This window comes from Streptomyces sp. NPDC049813, from assembly GCF_044465085.1.
Taxonomy (GTDB): domain Bacteria; phylum Actinomycetota; class Actinomycetes; order Streptomycetales; family Streptomycetaceae; genus Streptomyces.
Map to the genome: position 1 here is coordinate 362,533 of NZ_JBITLI010000001.1, position 15,749 is coordinate 378,281.

A 15,749-nucleotide genomic window follows, 5' to 3' on the forward strand; every position below is an offset into this window, starting at 1 on the left:
CAGCTCCCCCCCGGAACTGGGCGCCCGCCCCGCCCGCGGCCTCCCGGGGCGGCCCCGACCGCCCCCTCTCTCGTCGGCCGCCCGCGGGGCCCCCCCGCGGGCGGGCGGGGGGGGCGCCACTCGTGCGCCTCCGCGCGTACGGGCCGCCCGTCAGCTGTCCCCGGCGCGCGGTCCCCGCGGATGCGGCGCTGCTCCCGGCGGCCGCCGGGGTCCACCACCGGGATGCGGTCGCCGGGCCCGGGAGACACCGGTGGGGCCGGCTCCGCATGCGGAACCGGCCCCACCAGCCTTCATGTGACGCAACGCGTGCCCAGACACCCTCCGCGGCCCGCGGACGCCCCGTACCCCCGGTGCTGCCACGCCGGGAAGGCCGGACCCCTCGCCGTCAGGGGGTGCGCGGTCCGCTGAGGGTGTTCAGCGCACCGGGGTCACCTCCCCATGCCCCAGCCGTGAGCGCCGTTGGCGCACGCGTTCCCGAACGCGGGGTTCAGCAGACCGATCACGTCGACCGTGTTCCCGCAGGCGTTGACCGGGATGTGGATGGGGACCTGCACGACGTTGCCCGACAGGACGCCCGGCGACGACACCGCGGCCCCCTGCGCACCACTGTCGGCCGAGGCGGCACCCGCACCCGCGACGACCGCACCCCCGATGGCGACCATGACGGCGGCACTCTTCAGCAGACGAGACATGACACTTCCTCTACTTGCTTGCTCGGCACGCGCCCTGACGGGCGGTGCGAGGGGAGCCGAACGCCCCTCACCCGCAATCCGTACCGGCGCCCGGGCCGGCTTGGGCCGACCGTCCTGATTCCCTCGCATGGCGCAACGGCCGGACAGGCGTCCGATAGTTCAGGAGACGGTCGAACCTCGCGGCGGGCCCCCTCGCCGGAGGCGGCTCAGGCGTCGGTCTCGGTGCGGTCACCACCCCAGAGGGTGTGGAAGCTGCCGTCGCGGTCGGTGCGGTGGTAGGTGTGGGCGCCGAAGTAGTCGCGCTGGCCCTGGGTGAGGGCGGCGGGCAGGCGCGGGGCGCGCAGCGAGTCGTAGTAGGCGAGGGTGGCGGCGAGGGCGGGGGTGGGGACGCCCTGGGTGACGGCGGTGGCGAGGACGGTGCGCCAGGCGTCCTGGGCGGCGGCGATCTCCTCGGCGAAGCCCTTGTCGGCGAGGAGGCTCACGAGGTCCGGCTGGGTCTCGTAGGCCTGGGTGATGCGGTCGAGGAAGGCGGCGCGGATGATGCAGCCGCCCCGCCAGATCGCGGCGACCTTGCCGAGGTCGATGTCCCACTCGTACTGCTCGCTGCCGGCGGCGATCTGGTGGAAGCCCTGGGTGTAGGAGACGATCTTCGAGGCGTAGAGGGCCTGCTCGACCTGGTCGGCGAAGGCGGCCGCCTCGTCCTTGCCCAGGGTGCGGGCGGAGGGGCCCGCGAGGTGCCGGGAGGCCTCGCGCAGGTCGGCGTGGCCGGAGACGGCGCGGGCGAAGACGGCCTCCGCGATCCCGGAGACCGGGACGCCCAGGTCGAGGGCGATCTGCACGGTCCAGCGGCCGGTGCCCTTCTGCTCGGCCTGGTCGAGGACGACGTCCACGAAGGGCTTGCCGGTGGCGGCGTCGGTGTGGGCGAGGACCTCGGCCGTGATCTCGATGAGGTACGAGTCGAGGCGGCCGGTGTTCCAGGTCCGGAAGGTCTCCGCGATCTCGGCGGGGGAGTACCCGGCGACATCGCGCAGCAACTGGTACGCCTCGCCGATGAGTTGCATGTCGGCGTACTCGATGCCGTTGTGCACCATCTTGACGAAGTGGCCCGCCCCGTCCGGGCCGACGTGCGTGACGCACGGGGCGCCGTCCTTCGCCTTCGCGGAGATCTTCTCCAGCATCGGGCCGAGCGCGTCGTAGGACTCGACGCTGCCGCCGGGCATGATGCTCGGGCCGTGCAGCGCGCCCTCCTCGCCGCCGGAGACGCCGGTGCCGACGAAGTGGATGCCCTGTTCGCGCAGTTCCTTCTCGCGGCGGCGGGTGTCGGCGAAGTGCGCGTTGCCGCCGTCGACGATCATGTCGCCGGGTTCGAGCAGCGGCGCGAACTCCTTGATCACCGCGTCCGTCGGCTCACCGGCCTTCACCATGATCACCAGGCGCCGGGGCCGCTCCAGCGCGGCCACGAACTCCTCGGCGCTCGTCGTGGGCACGAAGATGCCCTCCTCGCCGAACTCCTCCACCAGCTGGTGCGTCCGGGACGCGGTGCGGTTGTGCAGGGCGACCGTGTAGCCGTTCCGCGCGAAGTTCCGGGCGAGGTTGCGCCCCATGACAGCGAGCCCGCTGACACCGATCTGGGCTGTAGTGCTCATGTCTGTCGCTCCTGGATTGGAATTTGATAGATCTTGTTCGGGTGGAAAGGGCGGGAGCGTAGCGTGGGCGACCGCCTCCACCGAGCCCTCGTCCGCACTCTCTACGATGTCGGAGCCGCGCGTGCCTCATTTCGATCTGCCGCTCGACGAACTGCGTGCCTACAAGCCGCCGTTGACTGCGCCCGACGACTTCGACGCCTTCTGGGCGAAGACGCTCGCCGAGGCCGGGCAGTACGCCCTCGGCGCGCGGTTCCGCCCGGTCGACGTCCCGCTCACCGCGGTCGACGTCTTCGACGTTACGTACGCGGGCTTCGCGGGGCATCCCGTGCGGGGCTGGCTGGTCCTCCCCGCGGGGACCACCGAGCCGCTCCCGGCCGTCGTCGAGTACATCGGCTACGGCGGCGGCCGGGGGCTGCCCCACACCCACCTGCGCTGGGCGGCCGCCGGGTTCGCCCACTTCGTGATGGACACCCGCGGCCAGGGCAGCGGGGGCTCCGCCGGTGACACCGCGGACCCGGTCGGCAGCGGTCCCGCGGCCCCCGGATTCATGACGCGCGGCATCCAGGACCCGCACGACTACTACTACCGGCGGGTCTACACGGACGCCGTGCGCGCCGTCGAGGCGGCCCGCGCGCACCCGCTGGTCGACGCGGAGCGCGTCGCCGTGACCGGGGGCAGCCAGGGCGGCGGCATCGCGATCGCCGTGGCCGGACTGGTGCCGGACCTGCGGGCCGCGGCGCCCGACGTGCCGTTCCTCTGCCACTTCGGCCGCGCCGCCACGCTCACCGAGCGTCACCCGTACCGTGAGATCGCCCTCTACCTCAAGGCGCACACCGGCGAGGACGAGCGGGTCTTCCGGACGCTCTCGTACTTCGACGCCATGAATTTCGCGGCCCGCGCGAGCGCCCCCGGACTCTTCTCCGCGGCCCTGGAGGACCTGACCTGCCCGCCGTCGACCGTCTTCGCCGCGCACAACCACTGGGCAGGCCCGGAGCGCTCGATGGAGGTGTACGCCTTCAACGACCACGAGGGCGGCGGCCCCGTCCAGCAAGCCGTACAACTGCGTTGGATTCCAGGCCACTTGAGGGACTGAAAGCGGCCACCGGCACCTCCGCCGCTCTTGTCACGGCGCCGTGGGAGCCGCTACTTTGCGGCTCCTGCGTGCCTGTCGGGTTTCCAAGGGGGCTTCCATGGCGTTACGCGGCCGGCATCGCCGGTACCAGCCGAGCCGGGTCAACCGGGCGTCGCTGACCGTCACCGTCGGCGGAGCCGGCATGGCGATCCCGCTCATCGGCGCGGGGACGGCGCACGCCGCCGACGTCCAGACGTGGAACAAGGTCGCCGCGTGCGAGTCGACCGGCAACTGGAGCATCAACACCGGCAACGGTTTCTACGGCGGTCTGCAGTTCACCCGCTCCACCTGGGCCGCGTACGGCGGTACGGCCTACGCACCCCGCGCCGACCTCGCCACCAAGGACCAGCAGATCGCGGTCGGCGAGAAGGTCCTGAAGGGGCAGGGCCCCGGCGCCTGGCCGGTGTGCTCGCAGCGCGCGGGCCTGACCCGCACGGCCGAGCAGCCGGCCCCGGCCCGGACCCGCACGGCCGAGCAGCCCGCCCGGACCCGCACGGCCGAGCGGCCCGCCCCGGCCCGTACCGTGCGGGACGTCAAGCCCGAGGTGACCCCGCAGTCGGCGGCCGGCCGCGCCGAGATGTACACCGTGGTCGGCGGCGACACGCTCTCCGGCATCGCCGACGCCCGCGAGGTGCCGGGCGGCTGGCACCGGCTGTACACGGCCAACCGGCACACCATCGGCGGCGACCCGGACCTCATCTTCCCGGGCCAGCGGCTCGCGATGCCCGGGGCGGCGACGAGGACCGCCGGACCGCGGACGGCCCCCCAGCCCCAGAAGTCCCACCCCGAGCAGGCGCAGAAGACGCCCCACGAGAAGACCGGACCGAAGAGGACCGAGGCGAAGAAGACCGAGCCGAGGAAGACGGCCCCGAAGAAGACCGAGCCGAAGCAGGCGCACCGGACCGCGACCAAGAAGAGCGGCACCCCCCACAGCAGCTCGCGCGGGGCCGTCGCCCCGGTCGACGCCGCGCTCGGCACGCCGTACCACGCGGCGGGCTCCTCCTGGTCGAAGGGGTACCACACCGGGGTGGACTTCGCCGTGCCCACCGGCACCTCCGTCAAGGCCGTCGCCGCGGGCCAGGTCGTCGCGTCCGGCTGGGGCGGCGCTTACGGCTACCAGGTGGTGATCCGGCACGCCGACGGCCGCTACAGCCAGTACGGGCACCTGTCGGCACTCTCCGTCAAGAGCGGTCAGCGCGTCGTGGAGGGCCAGCGCATCGCCCGCTCCGGGTCCACCGGCAACAGCACCGGACCCCACCTGCACTTCGAGATGCGGACCGGCCCCGGCTTCGGCAGCGACATCGACCCGCTCGCGTACCTGCGGGCCCACGGCGTCAGGATCTGACGTTCCGGTCCGCCCGGTCGCGGCGAGACGGCTTCGGCATGCCCTCCAGGCCTGCCGGGCTGTCCGGGACCGCCGGGGTGTGCTGGGAGATCACCCGGGCGTCCCGGTCCCGGCCGATCCGCTCGGTCGTCAGCAGGATCAGACCGCCGGCCGCCACCACACCGCACCCCAGCGCCAGCACCGTGCCGATCGTGCCGTGCCGGAACGTCTCGCCGAACAGGGTGAGGCCGACGGCCGCCGCCACCACCGGGTTCACGACGGTCGCGGTCGCCAGCGGCGCGGCCAGGCCCGCGCCGCGGTAGGAGGCCTGCGAGAGCAGCATGCCCGCCGTGGCCAGGGCGGCGATCGCCAGCAGCGTGCCGAGCTGCTGCACCGGCCGGCCCGACCAGTCGACGGCGACCGATTTGGTGAAGACCGACGCCATGCCGAAGCTGCTGCCCGCCGCGACGGCCAGCAGCACCGCGCGGACCACCGGATGCCGGTGCGCGGCCCGCGCCGACATCATCAGCACCAGCACGCCGCCGGCCGTGATCAGCCCGACCAGCAGCCGCTCCGCGCCGTCCAGCGAGTCCTCGGAGGCCGCGCCGGTCAGCGCCAGCAGCCCCGCGAGCCCCACCGTCGCCATGATCGCGCCACGCCAGGCGGTCGCCCCGGCCCTGCGCCGCACCAGCAGAGCCGCCATCGGCAGCGCGAGCACGATCGTCAGGGCGCCCAGCGGCTGCACGAGGCTCAGCGGACCGTACGCGAGGGCGATGACGTGCAGCAGCGCGCCCAGGCCGTTCAGGCACCCGGCGCCCCACCAGGCGGGCCTGCGCAGCGGCGCGTACGCCGACGCCGGGGAGGTCTCGGCCACCCGCTCCTGCACGATCGCCCCGCCCGCGTAGGCGACCGCGGAGACCAGGGAGAGCAGCACGGACCAGACCAGGGCACTCATCGCGTGCTCCCCGGCGTGAGGTGCGGCGCGCGGTCGGTTCTCATACCCTCCACGATCCCTCGCGCCGGCGCTCCTGTCGTCCGACCTGAGCACGCAATGGGTCCTACTGCCGATGGAGTACGCCGCCCCCACAGTCATCCCCAGGACGGGTGCCCGCGCGCAGGCCGTGGGGCCCCGATCCGTCCGCGCCCTTCCGCGCGGGGCCCGCATGGGTGACCATGAGACGCGGTGCGAGCACGACCGACCTGAGTGAGTGGAACGAACGGATACGGGGGGCCGCGCGTGCGCGTGGGAGTGCTCAGCAGGGAGTATCCGCCGGACGTGTACGGCGGCGCCGGGGTGCATGTCGAGTTCCTGGCAAGGGAGTTGCGGCCGCTCGTCGACCTGGAGGTGCACACCTGGGGCGAGGGCGCGGCCGACGGGGTGCGCCGGCACCGCGCCTGGCCGGCGCTGGAGGGGGCCAACGACGCGTTGCGCACCCTCTCCGTCGACCTCTCCATGGCCGCCGCCCTCGACGGCCGCGACCTCGTGCACTCCCACACCTGGTACACCAACCTCGCGGGCCACCTGGCCGCCCTGCACCTCGGCATCCCGCACGTGCTGACCGCGCACTCGCTGGAGCCGCTGCGGCCCTGGAAGGCCGAACAGCTCGGCGGCGGTTACGCACTGTCGTCCTGGGCCGAACGCACGGCGATCGAGGCGGCGGACGGCGTCATCGCCGTCTCCCGCGCGATGCGCGACGACATCCTCGCCTGCTACCCGGCCCTGGACCCCGCGCGGGTGCGCGTCGTGCACAACGGCATCGACGTCTCCCTCTACCAGGCCGACCCCGGCACGGACGTACTGCGGCGCTTCGGCATCGACCCGGACCGCCCGTACGTCGTCTTCGTCGGCCGCATCACCCGCCAGAAGGGCGTGCCGCACCTGCTGCGCGCCGCCCGCGACCTGGCCAAGGACACGCAACTGGTGCTCTGCGCCGGAGCGCCGGACACGCCGGAGATCGGCCGCGAGTTCCGGGAGCTGGTCGCGGAGCTGAAGAAGACCCGCGACGGGGTCTGCTGGATCCCGTCGATGCTGCCGCGCGACGAGGTCGTCCAACTCCTCACGCACGCGGCGGTCTTCGTCTGCCCCTCGGTCTACGAGCCGCTCGGCATCGTCAACCTGGAGGCCATGGCCTGCGGCACCGCGGTCGTCGCGTCCCGGGTCGGCGGCATCCCCGAAGTGGTGACCGACGGGGAGAGCGGCCTGCTCGTCCCGTACACGGAGGCGGACCCGGAGGCCTTCGAGGCGGGGCTCGCCCGCGCACTGAACGAGGTGGTCGGCGACCCCGCCGCGGCGCGCCGCATGGGGGAGGCCGGCCGGGAGCGGGCGGTGGAGCGGTTCGGCTGGGCCGCGGTGGCCCGGCGCACGGTGCAGGTGTACGACGAGATCCTCAACGGCGCCTGAGACGCCAGGACATGGAGGGGGCTGTCATGCGCGGTGGGCCTTCGGTGCTCGGGATCGTACTGGCGGGAGGAGAGGGGAAGCGGCTGATGCCGCTCACCGCGGACCGGGCGAAGCCCGCGGTGACCTTCGGCGGCACCTACCGCCTTGTCGACTTCGTCCTGTCGAACCTGGTCAACGCCGACATCCTGCGGATCTGCGTGCTGACGCAGTACAAGTCGCACTCGCTGGACCGGCACGTCACCACGACCTGGCGGATGTCGAGCCTGCTCGGCAACTACGTCACGCCGGTCCCGGCCCAACAGCGCCTCGGGCCGCGCTGGTACTCGGGCAGCGCCGACGCGATCCTGCAGTCCCTCAACCTCGTACACGACGAACAGCCCGACTTCATCGCGGTGTTCGGCGCCGACCACGTCTACCGGATGGACCCGCGGCAGATGCTCGCGCAGCACATCGAGTCCGGGGCCGGCGTCACCGTCGCGGGCATCCGGGTGCCGCGGGCCCAGGCCCCGTCCTTCGGCATCATCACGCCGGCCCGCGACAGCACCCGCGTCGAGGCCTTCCTGGAGAAGCCGACGAACCCGCCGCCGCTGCCCGGCGGCGGCAACCAGGTCTTCGCCTCGATGGGCAACTACCTCTTCACCACCAAGACCCTGATCGACGCCTTGCAGCACGACGCGGAGGACGAGGACTCGGCGCACGACATGGGCGGCTCGATCCTGCCGCTGCTCACCGAGCGCGGTGTCGCCCAGGTCTACGACTTCGACGAGAACCGGGTGCCGGGGGAGACCGAGCGCGACCACGCCTACTGGCGCGACGTCGGCACCCTGGACACGTACTACGAGGCCCACATGGACCTCATCTCGGACGAGCCGATGTTCAACCTGGACAACCGGCGCTGGCCCATCTACACCCACGCCGGGCAGCTGCCGCCCGCCAAGTTCTGCGCGGCGGGCATCGCGAGCGAGTCGATCGTCAGCCCCGGCTGCGTCATCCGCGGCCAGGTCACCGGCTCCGTCCTCTCCCCGGGCGTGACGATCGAGGACGGCGCGGTCGTCCAGAGCTCGGTGCTCCACGACAACGTGCGGGTCGGCCGGGGAGCGGTGGTGCGCGGCGCCGTGCTCGACAAGAACGTGGACGTCCCGGCCGGGGCGACGATCGGCGTCAACCCGGTCCGGGACGCGGAGCTCTACACGGTCTCGAAGAACGGGGTGATCGCCCTGGGCAAGGGGCAGGCGGTGCACTGACCCCGGGCGGCTGGCCAGGCGGTGCACTGACCCCGGGCGGCCGCCCGGCACCCGCTCAGGCCGACGCCACCCCCCTGACGTCGATCGGCACCGCGCGGATCCGGTAGCCGCGCTCGTCCAGCAGCTGGCCGTTGAGCTTCATCGGCCACAGCGCCACCGCGCGGTCCACCACCGTCAGGGCGGGCACCCGCTCGGCGAGCCGCACCTCGAAGCGCTGCGCGTCGTCGAGCGAGCGGACCCACGCGATCACCTTGAGGTTGTGGCGGCCCACCACGCCCGCGCAGAGCCGCACCTCACGCGCGCCGGTGATCTGCTCGGCCACCCCGCGCAGTTCACCAGGGGCCACCCGCCCCCACAGGATCAGCGACACCGGCCACTCCGAGAGCGGCCGCGCCACCTCGCAGCGGGTGTGCGCCATGCCCGCCGCGAACAGCTTGTTCACCCGGCGGCGCACCGTGTCCGGGCTCGTCCCGCACCGCTCGGCAAGGACACGGTGGCTCGCCCTGCCGTCCACCGACAACTCGGCGAGCAGCGCGAGATCGAGGTCGGTCAGCGCGAAGACCGGGGCGTCCGCGCGGGCGGGCGCCGACTCCGTCAGGCGGGCGATCCGCGCCGAGTCGAGCGCGCGCAGCCGCCACTTGCTGCCCTCCGCGTAGACGGTGCTCGCCAGGTGGGTGCGGGTGGCGACGATGCCGTCGAGCGCGCCGAGGCGGTGGGTGACCCAGCGGGTGAGCGCGGGCAGATGCGGCGCGAACACCGTGAGCAGCAGGTCGCGTCCGCCGCTGACGTGCTCGACCGCCGCGACGTGCGGCTCGGCCGTCAGCTCGCGGGCGACCCCGGGCAGCCGGCCGTTCGCGCAGTCCACCTCGACGAACGCCAGGCACCCCTGGCCGGACTCGGCGACCAGCGGCGCCGGATGGCAGCTGACCCAGGCGGCGCCCGCCCGCGTCAGCCGGGCCCAGCGGCGGGCCACCGTCACCGGATCCACGCCGAGCGCCGCCCCGATCCGCGCCCAGCCGGCCCGCGGCGCGATCTGCAGCGCGTGCACCAGGGCCTGATCGAGGGCGTCGAGCACCTGGCCGGAATCCTGCGTCATCGCCCCACCCTTGCGTTTTCCCTGCGATTCAGGGCCCGTGGCTGCGCCGGGGACCCACTCTGAACCCCCGTCCCCGCCGTCCGCCGGACCGTACCAGGAGGTTCACCCCCGCATGTCGATCACCGAACGCGCCGCGGAGCTCCAGCCCGACCTCGTCGCACTGCGGCGCGCCCTGCACCGCACGCCCGAACTCGGCCTCACCCTGCCCCGCACCCAGGAGAGGGTCCTCACCGCCCTCGACGGGCTGCCCCTGGAGATCACCCTCGGCACGGGCCTCAGCTCCGTCACGGCGGTCCTGCGCGGCGGGCGCCCTGGCGGCGCCGTGCTCCTGCGCGGCGACATGGACGCGCTGCCCGTCACCGAGAACAGCGGCGTCGCCTACGCCTCCCGGGTACCGGGCGCGATGCACGCCTGCGGCCACGACCTGCACACCGCGGGGCTCGTCGGCGCGGCGACCCTGCTCGCCGAGCGCCGGGAGCACCTGCACGGCGACGTCGTGTTCATGTTCCAGCCGGGGGAGGAGGGCCACAACGGCGCGGGCGCCATGATCGAGGAGGGTGTCCTGGAGGCCGCCGGCCGGCCCCTCGACGCGGCGTTCGCCCTGCACGTCGCCGCGAACAAGCTGCCGGGCGGCCTGGTCGCCACCCGGCCCGGCACCGTCACCTCCGCGTCCGACGTGCTGCGGGTCACCGTCCGCGGCCGGGGCGGCCACGGCTCGACGCCCGCGAGCGCGCAGGACCCGGTCCCCGTCGCCTGCGAGATCGTCACCGCGCTGCAGACCTGGGTGACGCGCCGCTTCGACGTCTTCGACCCCGTCGTCGTCACCGTCGGCACCTTCCACGCCGGCACCCAGCAGAACGTCATCCCGGAGACCGCCACCTTCGAGGCCACCGTGCGCAGCTACTCCGAGGCCGCCCACGCACGGCTCGTCGAAGGCCTGCCCCGGCTCGCCCGCGGCATCGCCCGGGCGCACGGCGTCGAGGCCGAGGTGGCCTACGACGTCCAGTACCCGGTGACCGTCAACGACCCCGGCGAGACCGCCTTCGCCCTCGACACCGCACGGGAACTGCTCGGGCCCACCCAGGTGTGGCAGGCCCCCGACCCGGCCAACGGCTCCGAGGACTTCGCCTTCGTCCTCCAGCGCACCCCGGGCGCGATGCTCCTGGTCGGCGCCGCACCCGAAGGGGTCGACGCCGTGAGCGCCCCGATGAACCACTCGCCGCGCGCCGTCTTCGACGACCGGGTCCTTCAGCGCCAGGCCGCCCTGCTCACCGTGCTCGCCGAGGAGCGGCTCGCGCGGGGAGCCGCGGCATGACCGCCACGGCCGCGCCGAAGGTCCGCGCCGTCGTCGGGCTGCTCGTCGCCTTCGAACTGATCAGCGGCTTCCTCCAGGGCGCCGCCGTCCCCCTGGTCCCCGACGTCCAGGAATGGCAGGGCATCAGCACGGGCCGGGCCCAGTGGTTCACCACGGTGCAGTACCTCGCCGCCGCCGTCAGCGTGCCCGCCTTCGGGCGCCTCGGCGACCTGTACGGGCACCGGCGCGTGCTGCGTGCAGCCCTCGGCACGATCGCCGCCGGCACGCTCCTCGTGGCGTGTGCCCCGAACCTCGGGATCCTGCTCCTGGGCCGCGCTCTGATGGGCCCCCTGGCCGCGCTGCTGCCGTTGGAGATCGGTCTCGTACGGGACCGGCTGACCGTCGACGGCGGGCGCCGGGCCGTCGGCCTCCTGGTCGGCTCCCTCACCCTCGGCACGGTCCTCGGCCACGCCCTCGTAGGCCCCCTGCTCTCGCTCCTCGGCGACCTGCGCGCCACCCTGTTCGCGCTCGCGGCGCTCGCCGTGGCCTGCGTCGCCGTGTCGTTCGCCGCGGTCCCCGAGTCCCGCACCCGGGCGGGCGGGCGCATGGACTGGTCCGGCGCGGCCCTGCTCGCGCTCGCACTGATCGTCCTGCTCGGCACGGTGTCCCGCGGCTCCGCCTGGGGCTGGCTGTCGGCGCCCACCCTGGGCGGCCTGCTGCTCGCCGTCGTCCTCCTCTGCGGATGGACACGGCTGCAACTCGCCCGCCCGCACGCCCTGGTGGACGTCCGCGCGCTGGCCCGCCCGCAGAGCGCGCCGTATTACGCGTCCGGGTTCGTGCTCGGCGCCGTGATGCTCGGCGGGCAGAGCGTCGCCGTCAGCTTCATGGCCGCGTCACGGGCGGACGAGGGGTACGGGTTCGACCTCGCCGCCTGGCAGATCAGCCTGTACGGGGTCGTCCCGAACATCGCGGCCTTCGCCGGGTCGGCGCTGTGCGCCGCGCTCGCCGCCCGCATCGGGTACCGGCGGCTGCTCCTGACGGCGTTCACACTGCTCACGGCCGGGTACCTCGGGCTCATCGGCCTGCACGGCGGGCTGGTGCCGTTCGCCGTCGCCAACGCCCTGACCGGCTTCGGCTGCGGGCTCGCGCTCGGCGGACTGCCCACCGTCATCGTGGAGGGCAGCCCCGCGGACCGCACGGCCAGCGCCACGGCCGTCTACAACAACCTCAAGACGCTCGGCGGCAGCGTCGGCGGCGCCGCCTTCGCCGTCGCGCTCGGCGCCCTGGTCATCGGCTCGACGGACACCCCGGCACTCGCCGCGTATCTGACGATCTGGACCTGCGGAGGAGTGGCCTGCGCGCTCGCGGTGGGGCTGCAACTGCGCGCGCGCAGACCGTCGTCGGGCGTCACAGCACCCGGCGCCGCCGCCCCAGCCACGTCTGCGCGATCACCACGACCGCGAGGAACGCTCCGCTGACCACCTGCTGGTACGCGGAGTCGAGCGAGCCGATCTGGTTGATCACGTTCTGGATGACCTTGAGGAGGAGCACCCCGACCAGCGAACCGCTGATGAAACCGAAACCGCCGGTCAGCAGGGTGCCACCGATGACGACCGCCGAGATCGCCTCCAGCTCCATGCCGGAGCCGAGGATCGTCACGCCCGACACCAGCCACGCCGCGTTGAGCGCGCCGGCCAGGCCCGCGCAGAGACCGGAGAGGGTGTAGACCCCGATCTTCGTGCGGGCCACCGGCGCCCCCATCAGGGCCGCCGCGTCCTCGTTCCCGCCGACCGCGTACACGTACTGGCCGAACCGGCTGCGGCGCAGCACCACCGCGCCGAGCACGAACAGGACCAGCGTGATCCAGACCGGCAGGCCGATCCCGAACAGCTTCTCCTGGCCGAGCGAGGCGAAGACCGTCGACTTGTCGACGAGGTAGGTCTGCGAGCCCTCGTCGGTGATCGCGAGGAGCAGGCCGCGGGCGCCGAGCATCGCGGCCAGCGTCACGATGAACGGGGCGAGCCGCGAGCGGGCGATGAGCACGCCGTTGACCAGCCCGATCAGCCCGCACACCGCCAGCGGCAGCAGCAGCGCCACCACCGTCCCATACTGGGAGCCCCAGGCCGCGAGGACACCGCCGAGCGCGAACAGCGAACCGACCGAGAGGTCGATGCCGCCGGTCACGATGACGAAGGTCATGCCGAGCGCCACGACCGCGAGGAACGCGGACGACAGTGCCATGTTCTCCAGGTTGTCCCCGGTCAGGAACGTGTCGAAGGAGAGCGAGGCGGCGATCACCGCGATCACCAGCGTGACGAGCGCGCCGTGCTGCTGGGCCAGCGCGCTCAGCCGCTCCGCGCGCGTCGCGCCGAGCGGTTCCTCCGGAGCGTCCTTGGCCGGCTGTGCCGCTTCGACATCGGTCATCGTCATCGCTTCCCCCGTTCCCTGGCCGCGTAGACGGCGAGCACGATCACCACGGCCTGGGCGATCTGCGTCCACGACGGCGGCAGGTCGTGCTTGATGAGCGTGGCCGTGAGCAGCTGGATGAGGACCGCGCCGGCCACCGTGCCGCCGATCCGCACCCGGCCGCCGGTGAGCGGAGTGCCGCCGACGACGACCGCGGTGATCGCCGAGAGCTCCATCAGATTGCCGAGCGAGGTCGGGTCGCTCGCGGTGAGCCGGGCGGTGGCCAGCACCCCGGCGACCGCGGCCAGCACGCCGGAGACGACGTAGACGAGGATCAGGACCCGGCGCACCGGCAGGCCCGCGAGCTTCGCCGCGGGCCGGCTGTCGCCGATGGCGAGGAGCTGGCGGCCGAACGTGGTGCGCCGCACGACGAAGGCGACGAGCAGCGCGAGCGCCGCCGCGATCAGGACGAGGTAGGGGATGCCGAGCACGTCGCCGGTGCCGAGCGAGCGCAGACCCGGGTCGCGGACGTCCTTGAGCTGCGGCAGCAGCACGAGGGCGAGTCCGCGTCCGGCGACCATCAGCGCCAGGGTGGCGACGATGGGCTGGACCCCGATGAAGGCGATGAGCGCGCCGTTGGCGACGCCGACCACGGCCCCGCCGATCAGCGCGGCGATCAGCGCCATCCACACCCCGTAGCCGAGGTAGAGGGAGATCAGCGAGGTGGCGAGCGCCATCACCGAGCCGACCGACAGGTCGACCCCCTCGGTGCCGATGGCGAGCGCCATGCCGAGGGCGACGATGAGGACGGGCGCGACCTGCACGGCCTGCGTGCGGAAGTTCTCCGCCGACAGGAAGTGCGGGGTGAAGGCGATGTTCGCCACCAGCAGGACGGCGACGCCGACGTAGACGCCGTACTCCTGCAACAGGCGCAGGAGGCGGGCGCGGTCGACGCCGGCCCTGCCCAGCGACAGATCAGTCAACGGTCGGCCCTCCAGCCGGGGTTGCGGCGATGGCGCGCATCAGTCGGTCCTCCGTGACCGCGTCACCGCTGAGCTCCGCGACCACGGCGCCGTCCTTGAGGACGACGACCCGGTCCGAGCCCTCGATCAGCTCCTCCGGGTCGGAGGAGATCAGCAGGACGGCGAGCCCGTCGTCCGCCAGCTCGTCGATGAGCTTCTGGACCTCGGCCTTGGCGCCGACGTCGATGCCGCGGGTCGGTTCGTCGAGCAGCAGCACCTTCGGGTTCATCGCGAGCCACCGGGCGAGCAGCACCTTCTGCTGGTTGCCGCCGGACAGCTCGCCCACCTTCTGGTGCGGGCCCGCCGACTTGATGCGCAGCCGCTTCACGAAGGTGTCCACGATGCGGTCGATGCGGCCCTCGTCGACGAGGCCGAAGCGGGACAGGCCCGGCAACGCGGCGAGCGCGATGTTCTCGCGCACCGACAGGCCCGGCACGATCCCCTCCGCCTTGCGGTCCTCGGGCAGCAGGCTGATGCCGGCCCGGATCGCCGCGGGCGTGGAGCCGGTGCGCACCGGTGTGCCGGCCACCGTGACCCGGCCGCTGTCGGTGGGCAGCGCCCCCGCGATCGCCTTCGCGGTCTCGCTGCGGCCCGACCCGAGGAGCCCGCCGAGGCCGACGACCTCCCCGGGCCGTACCTCCAGCGACACTCCGTGCAGCTGGTGTTGCACCGTCAACTCCTGCGCACGCAGGATGGGTTCGGCCGCCGCGTCGTGCTCGCCGGAGAACTTGGTCAGTCCCTCGTCCTGTACGTCGCCGATGTCGCGGCCCAGCATCAGCGAGACCAGCCGCAGCCGGTCCAGGTCGGCGAGCCGGCCCGTGTGCACCACCTTGCCGTCCCGCAGCACGGTCACCGCGTCGCAGACCTCGTACAGCTCGTCGAGGCGGTGGCTGACGTAGACGACGGCGATGCCGCGCTCGCGCAGCATGCGGATCACCCCGAAGAGCGTCCGCACCTCGCGCGGTTCCAGGGACGACGTCGGCTCGTCCATGATGACGACCTTGGCATCGACCGAGACCGCGCGCGCCAGGGCCACCATCTGCTGGGCGCCGATGCCCAGTTCGCGCAGCGGGCGCTGGACGTCGACCCGCACGCCGAGCTCGCGCAGGGCCGCGTCGGCCTCCCGGTTCATCCGGCGGAAGTCGATGAGGCCGAGGCGGCCGCGGGGCTCGCGGCCCAGGAACAGATTGCGGGCCACGCTCATCAGGGGGACGAGGTTGACCTCCTGGTAGATGGTGGAGATCCCCGCGTGCTGGGCCTCGAGCGGCGTGGCGAAGCCGACGTCGCGGCCGTCGTAGCTGAGTGCCCCCTCGCCCGCCGTGGTGGCGGGGTCGGGCTGGTACACGCCGGTGAGGACCTTGATGAGGGTCGACTTGCCGGCCCCGTTCTCCCCGATGAGGGCGTGCACCTCCCCGGCGCGCGCGGTGAAGTCGACACCGTCGAGTGCGCGCACGCCGGGGAACGTCTTGCTGAGGTTCTTCGCCGACAACAT

General features: G+C 73.4%; 13 protein-coding genes. 6 read left to right on the forward strand and 7 right to left on the reverse strand.

What is annotated here, in order from left to right:
- Positions 1-428: 428 nt before the first annotated feature.
- Positions 429-692, reverse strand: coding sequence for a chaplin (locus tag ACIBW6_RS01485; protein ID WP_399055317.1), 264 nt, complete (start codon positions 690-692; stop codon positions 429-431).
- Between the two features lie 206 nt (positions 693-898).
- Entirely contained in the window at positions 899-2,338 is a 1,440-nt protein-coding gene (gene gndA, locus ACIBW6_RS01490) for an NADP-dependent phosphogluconate dehydrogenase (RefSeq protein WP_399055319.1), read from the reverse strand.
- Between the two features lie 121 nt (positions 2,339-2,459).
- On the opposite strand from gndA, the gene ACIBW6_RS01495 reads away from it, so the two are divergent.
- Together ACIBW6_RS01495 and ACIBW6_RS01500 are read left to right on the forward strand one after the other, a co-directional pair.
- Positions 2,460-3,431, forward strand: a complete 972-nt coding sequence (locus ACIBW6_RS01495; protein WP_399055321.1) for an acetylxylan esterase — start codon at positions 2,460-2,462, stop codon at positions 3,429-3,431.
- A 97-nt stretch (positions 3,432-3,528) separates the two neighbouring features.
- The gene (locus ACIBW6_RS01500; protein WP_399055323.1) at positions 3,529-4,815 is read left to right on the forward strand and encodes a transglycosylase family protein; all 1,287 of its coding nucleotides are present in this window, start codon (positions 3,529-3,531) and stop codon (positions 4,813-4,815) included.
- Here ACIBW6_RS01500 and ACIBW6_RS01505 read toward each other — a convergent pair.
- Entirely contained in the window at positions 4,805-5,749 is a 945-nt protein-coding gene (locus ACIBW6_RS01505) for a DMT family transporter (RefSeq protein WP_399055325.1), read from the reverse strand. The genes ACIBW6_RS01500 and ACIBW6_RS01505 overlap by 11 nt on opposite strands.
- Before the next feature lie 288 nt (positions 5,750-6,037).
- Here ACIBW6_RS01505 and glgA point away from each other — a divergent pair, with 288 nt between their 5' ends.
- Positions 6,038-7,195 carry a glycogen synthase gene (glgA, locus tag ACIBW6_RS01510; protein ID WP_399056379.1) on the forward strand — a complete coding sequence of 386 codons (1,158 nt, stop codon included), beginning with the start codon at positions 6,038-6,040 and terminating at the stop codon, positions 7,193-7,195.
- A gap of 26 nt (positions 7,196-7,221) precedes the next feature.
- The gene (glgC, locus tag ACIBW6_RS01515; RefSeq protein ID WP_399055327.1) at positions 7,222-8,439 is read left to right on the forward strand and encodes a glucose-1-phosphate adenylyltransferase; all 1,218 of its coding nucleotides are present in this window, start codon (positions 7,222-7,224) and stop codon (positions 8,437-8,439) included.
- Between the two features lie 55 nt (positions 8,440-8,494).
- Here the strand turns inward: glgC and ACIBW6_RS01520 are convergent, their stop codons facing one another.
- On the reverse strand, positions 8,495-9,535 hold the full coding sequence (locus tag ACIBW6_RS01520; RefSeq protein WP_399055329.1) for an Lrp/AsnC family transcriptional regulator: 1,041 nt from the start codon (positions 9,533-9,535) through the stop codon (positions 8,495-8,497).
- Between the two features lie 112 nt (positions 9,536-9,647).
- Between ACIBW6_RS01520 and ACIBW6_RS01525 the strand changes: the two genes are divergently transcribed.
- On the forward strand, positions 9,648-10,850 hold the full coding sequence (locus tag ACIBW6_RS01525; RefSeq protein ID WP_399055332.1) for a M20 family metallopeptidase: 1,203 nt from the start codon (positions 9,648-9,650) through the stop codon (positions 10,848-10,850).
- The gene (locus ACIBW6_RS01530; protein ID WP_399055334.1) at positions 10,847-12,307 is read left to right on the forward strand and encodes an MFS transporter; all 1,461 of its coding nucleotides are present in this window, start codon (positions 10,847-10,849) and stop codon (positions 12,305-12,307) included. The genes ACIBW6_RS01525 and ACIBW6_RS01530 overlap by 4 nt, the downstream gene beginning before the upstream one ends.
- Here the strand turns inward: ACIBW6_RS01530 and ACIBW6_RS01535 are convergent.
- Genes ACIBW6_RS01535 through ACIBW6_RS01545 form a run of 3 tightly spaced genes read right to left on the reverse strand, consistent with a single transcriptional unit; the run spans position 12,237 to position 15,749 of the window.
- A complete protein-coding gene (locus ACIBW6_RS01535; RefSeq protein ID WP_399055336.1) occupies positions 12,237-13,259 on the reverse strand; it encodes an ABC transporter permease in 1,023 nt (340 codons plus the stop codon). The genes ACIBW6_RS01530 and ACIBW6_RS01535 overlap by 71 nt on opposite strands.
- Positions 13,256-14,218, reverse strand: a complete 963-nt coding sequence (locus tag ACIBW6_RS01540) for an ABC transporter permease (protein WP_399055338.1) — start codon at positions 14,216-14,218, stop codon at positions 13,256-13,258. Before ACIBW6_RS01540 ends, ACIBW6_RS01535 begins: the two co-directional genes overlap by 4 nt.
- Complete coding sequence (locus ACIBW6_RS01545; RefSeq protein ID WP_399055340.1) at positions 14,211-15,749, reverse strand: sugar ABC transporter ATP-binding protein; 1,539 nt, start codon at positions 15,747-15,749, stop codon at positions 14,211-14,213. The genes ACIBW6_RS01540 and ACIBW6_RS01545 overlap by 8 nt, the downstream gene beginning before the upstream one ends.

Bases quoted from the DNA above. Each gene is read 5' to 3' on its own strand.
- gndA (WP_399055319.1), bottom strand. From the start codon at position 2,338: ATGAGCACTACAGCCCAGATCGGTGTCAGCGGGCTCGCTGTCATGGGG.
- ACIBW6_RS01500 (WP_399055323.1), top strand. From the start codon at position 3,529: ATGGCGTTACGCGGCCGGCATCGCCGGTACCAGCCGAGCCGGGTCAAC.
- ACIBW6_RS01525 (WP_399055332.1), top strand. From the start codon at position 9,648: ATGTCGATCACCGAACGCGCCGCGGAGCTCCAGCCCGACCTCGTCGCA.
- ACIBW6_RS01545 (WP_399055340.1), bottom strand. From the start codon at position 15,749: ATGTTGTCGGCGAAGAACCTCAGCAAGACGTTCCCCGGCGTGCGCGCA.
- ACIBW6_RS01530 (WP_399055334.1), top strand. From the start codon at position 10,847: ATGACCGCCACGGCCGCGCCGAAGGTCCGCGCCGTCGTCGGGCTGCTC.
- ACIBW6_RS01485 (WP_399055317.1), bottom strand. From the start codon at position 692: ATGTCTCGTCTGCTGAAGAGTGCCGCCGTCATGGTCGCCATCGGGGGT.
- ACIBW6_RS01505 (WP_399055325.1), bottom strand. From the start codon at position 5,749: ATGAGTGCCCTGGTCTGGTCCGTGCTGCTCTCCCTGGTCTCCGCGGTC.
- glgC (WP_399055327.1), top strand. From the start codon at position 7,222: ATGCGCGGTGGGCCTTCGGTGCTCGGGATCGTACTGGCGGGAGGAGAG.
- ACIBW6_RS01520 (WP_399055329.1), bottom strand. From the start codon at position 9,535: ATGACGCAGGATTCCGGCCAGGTGCTCGACGCCCTCGATCAGGCCCTG.
- ACIBW6_RS01535 (WP_399055336.1), bottom strand. From the start codon at position 13,259: ATGACGATGACCGATGTCGAAGCGGCACAGCCGGCCAAGGACGCTCCG.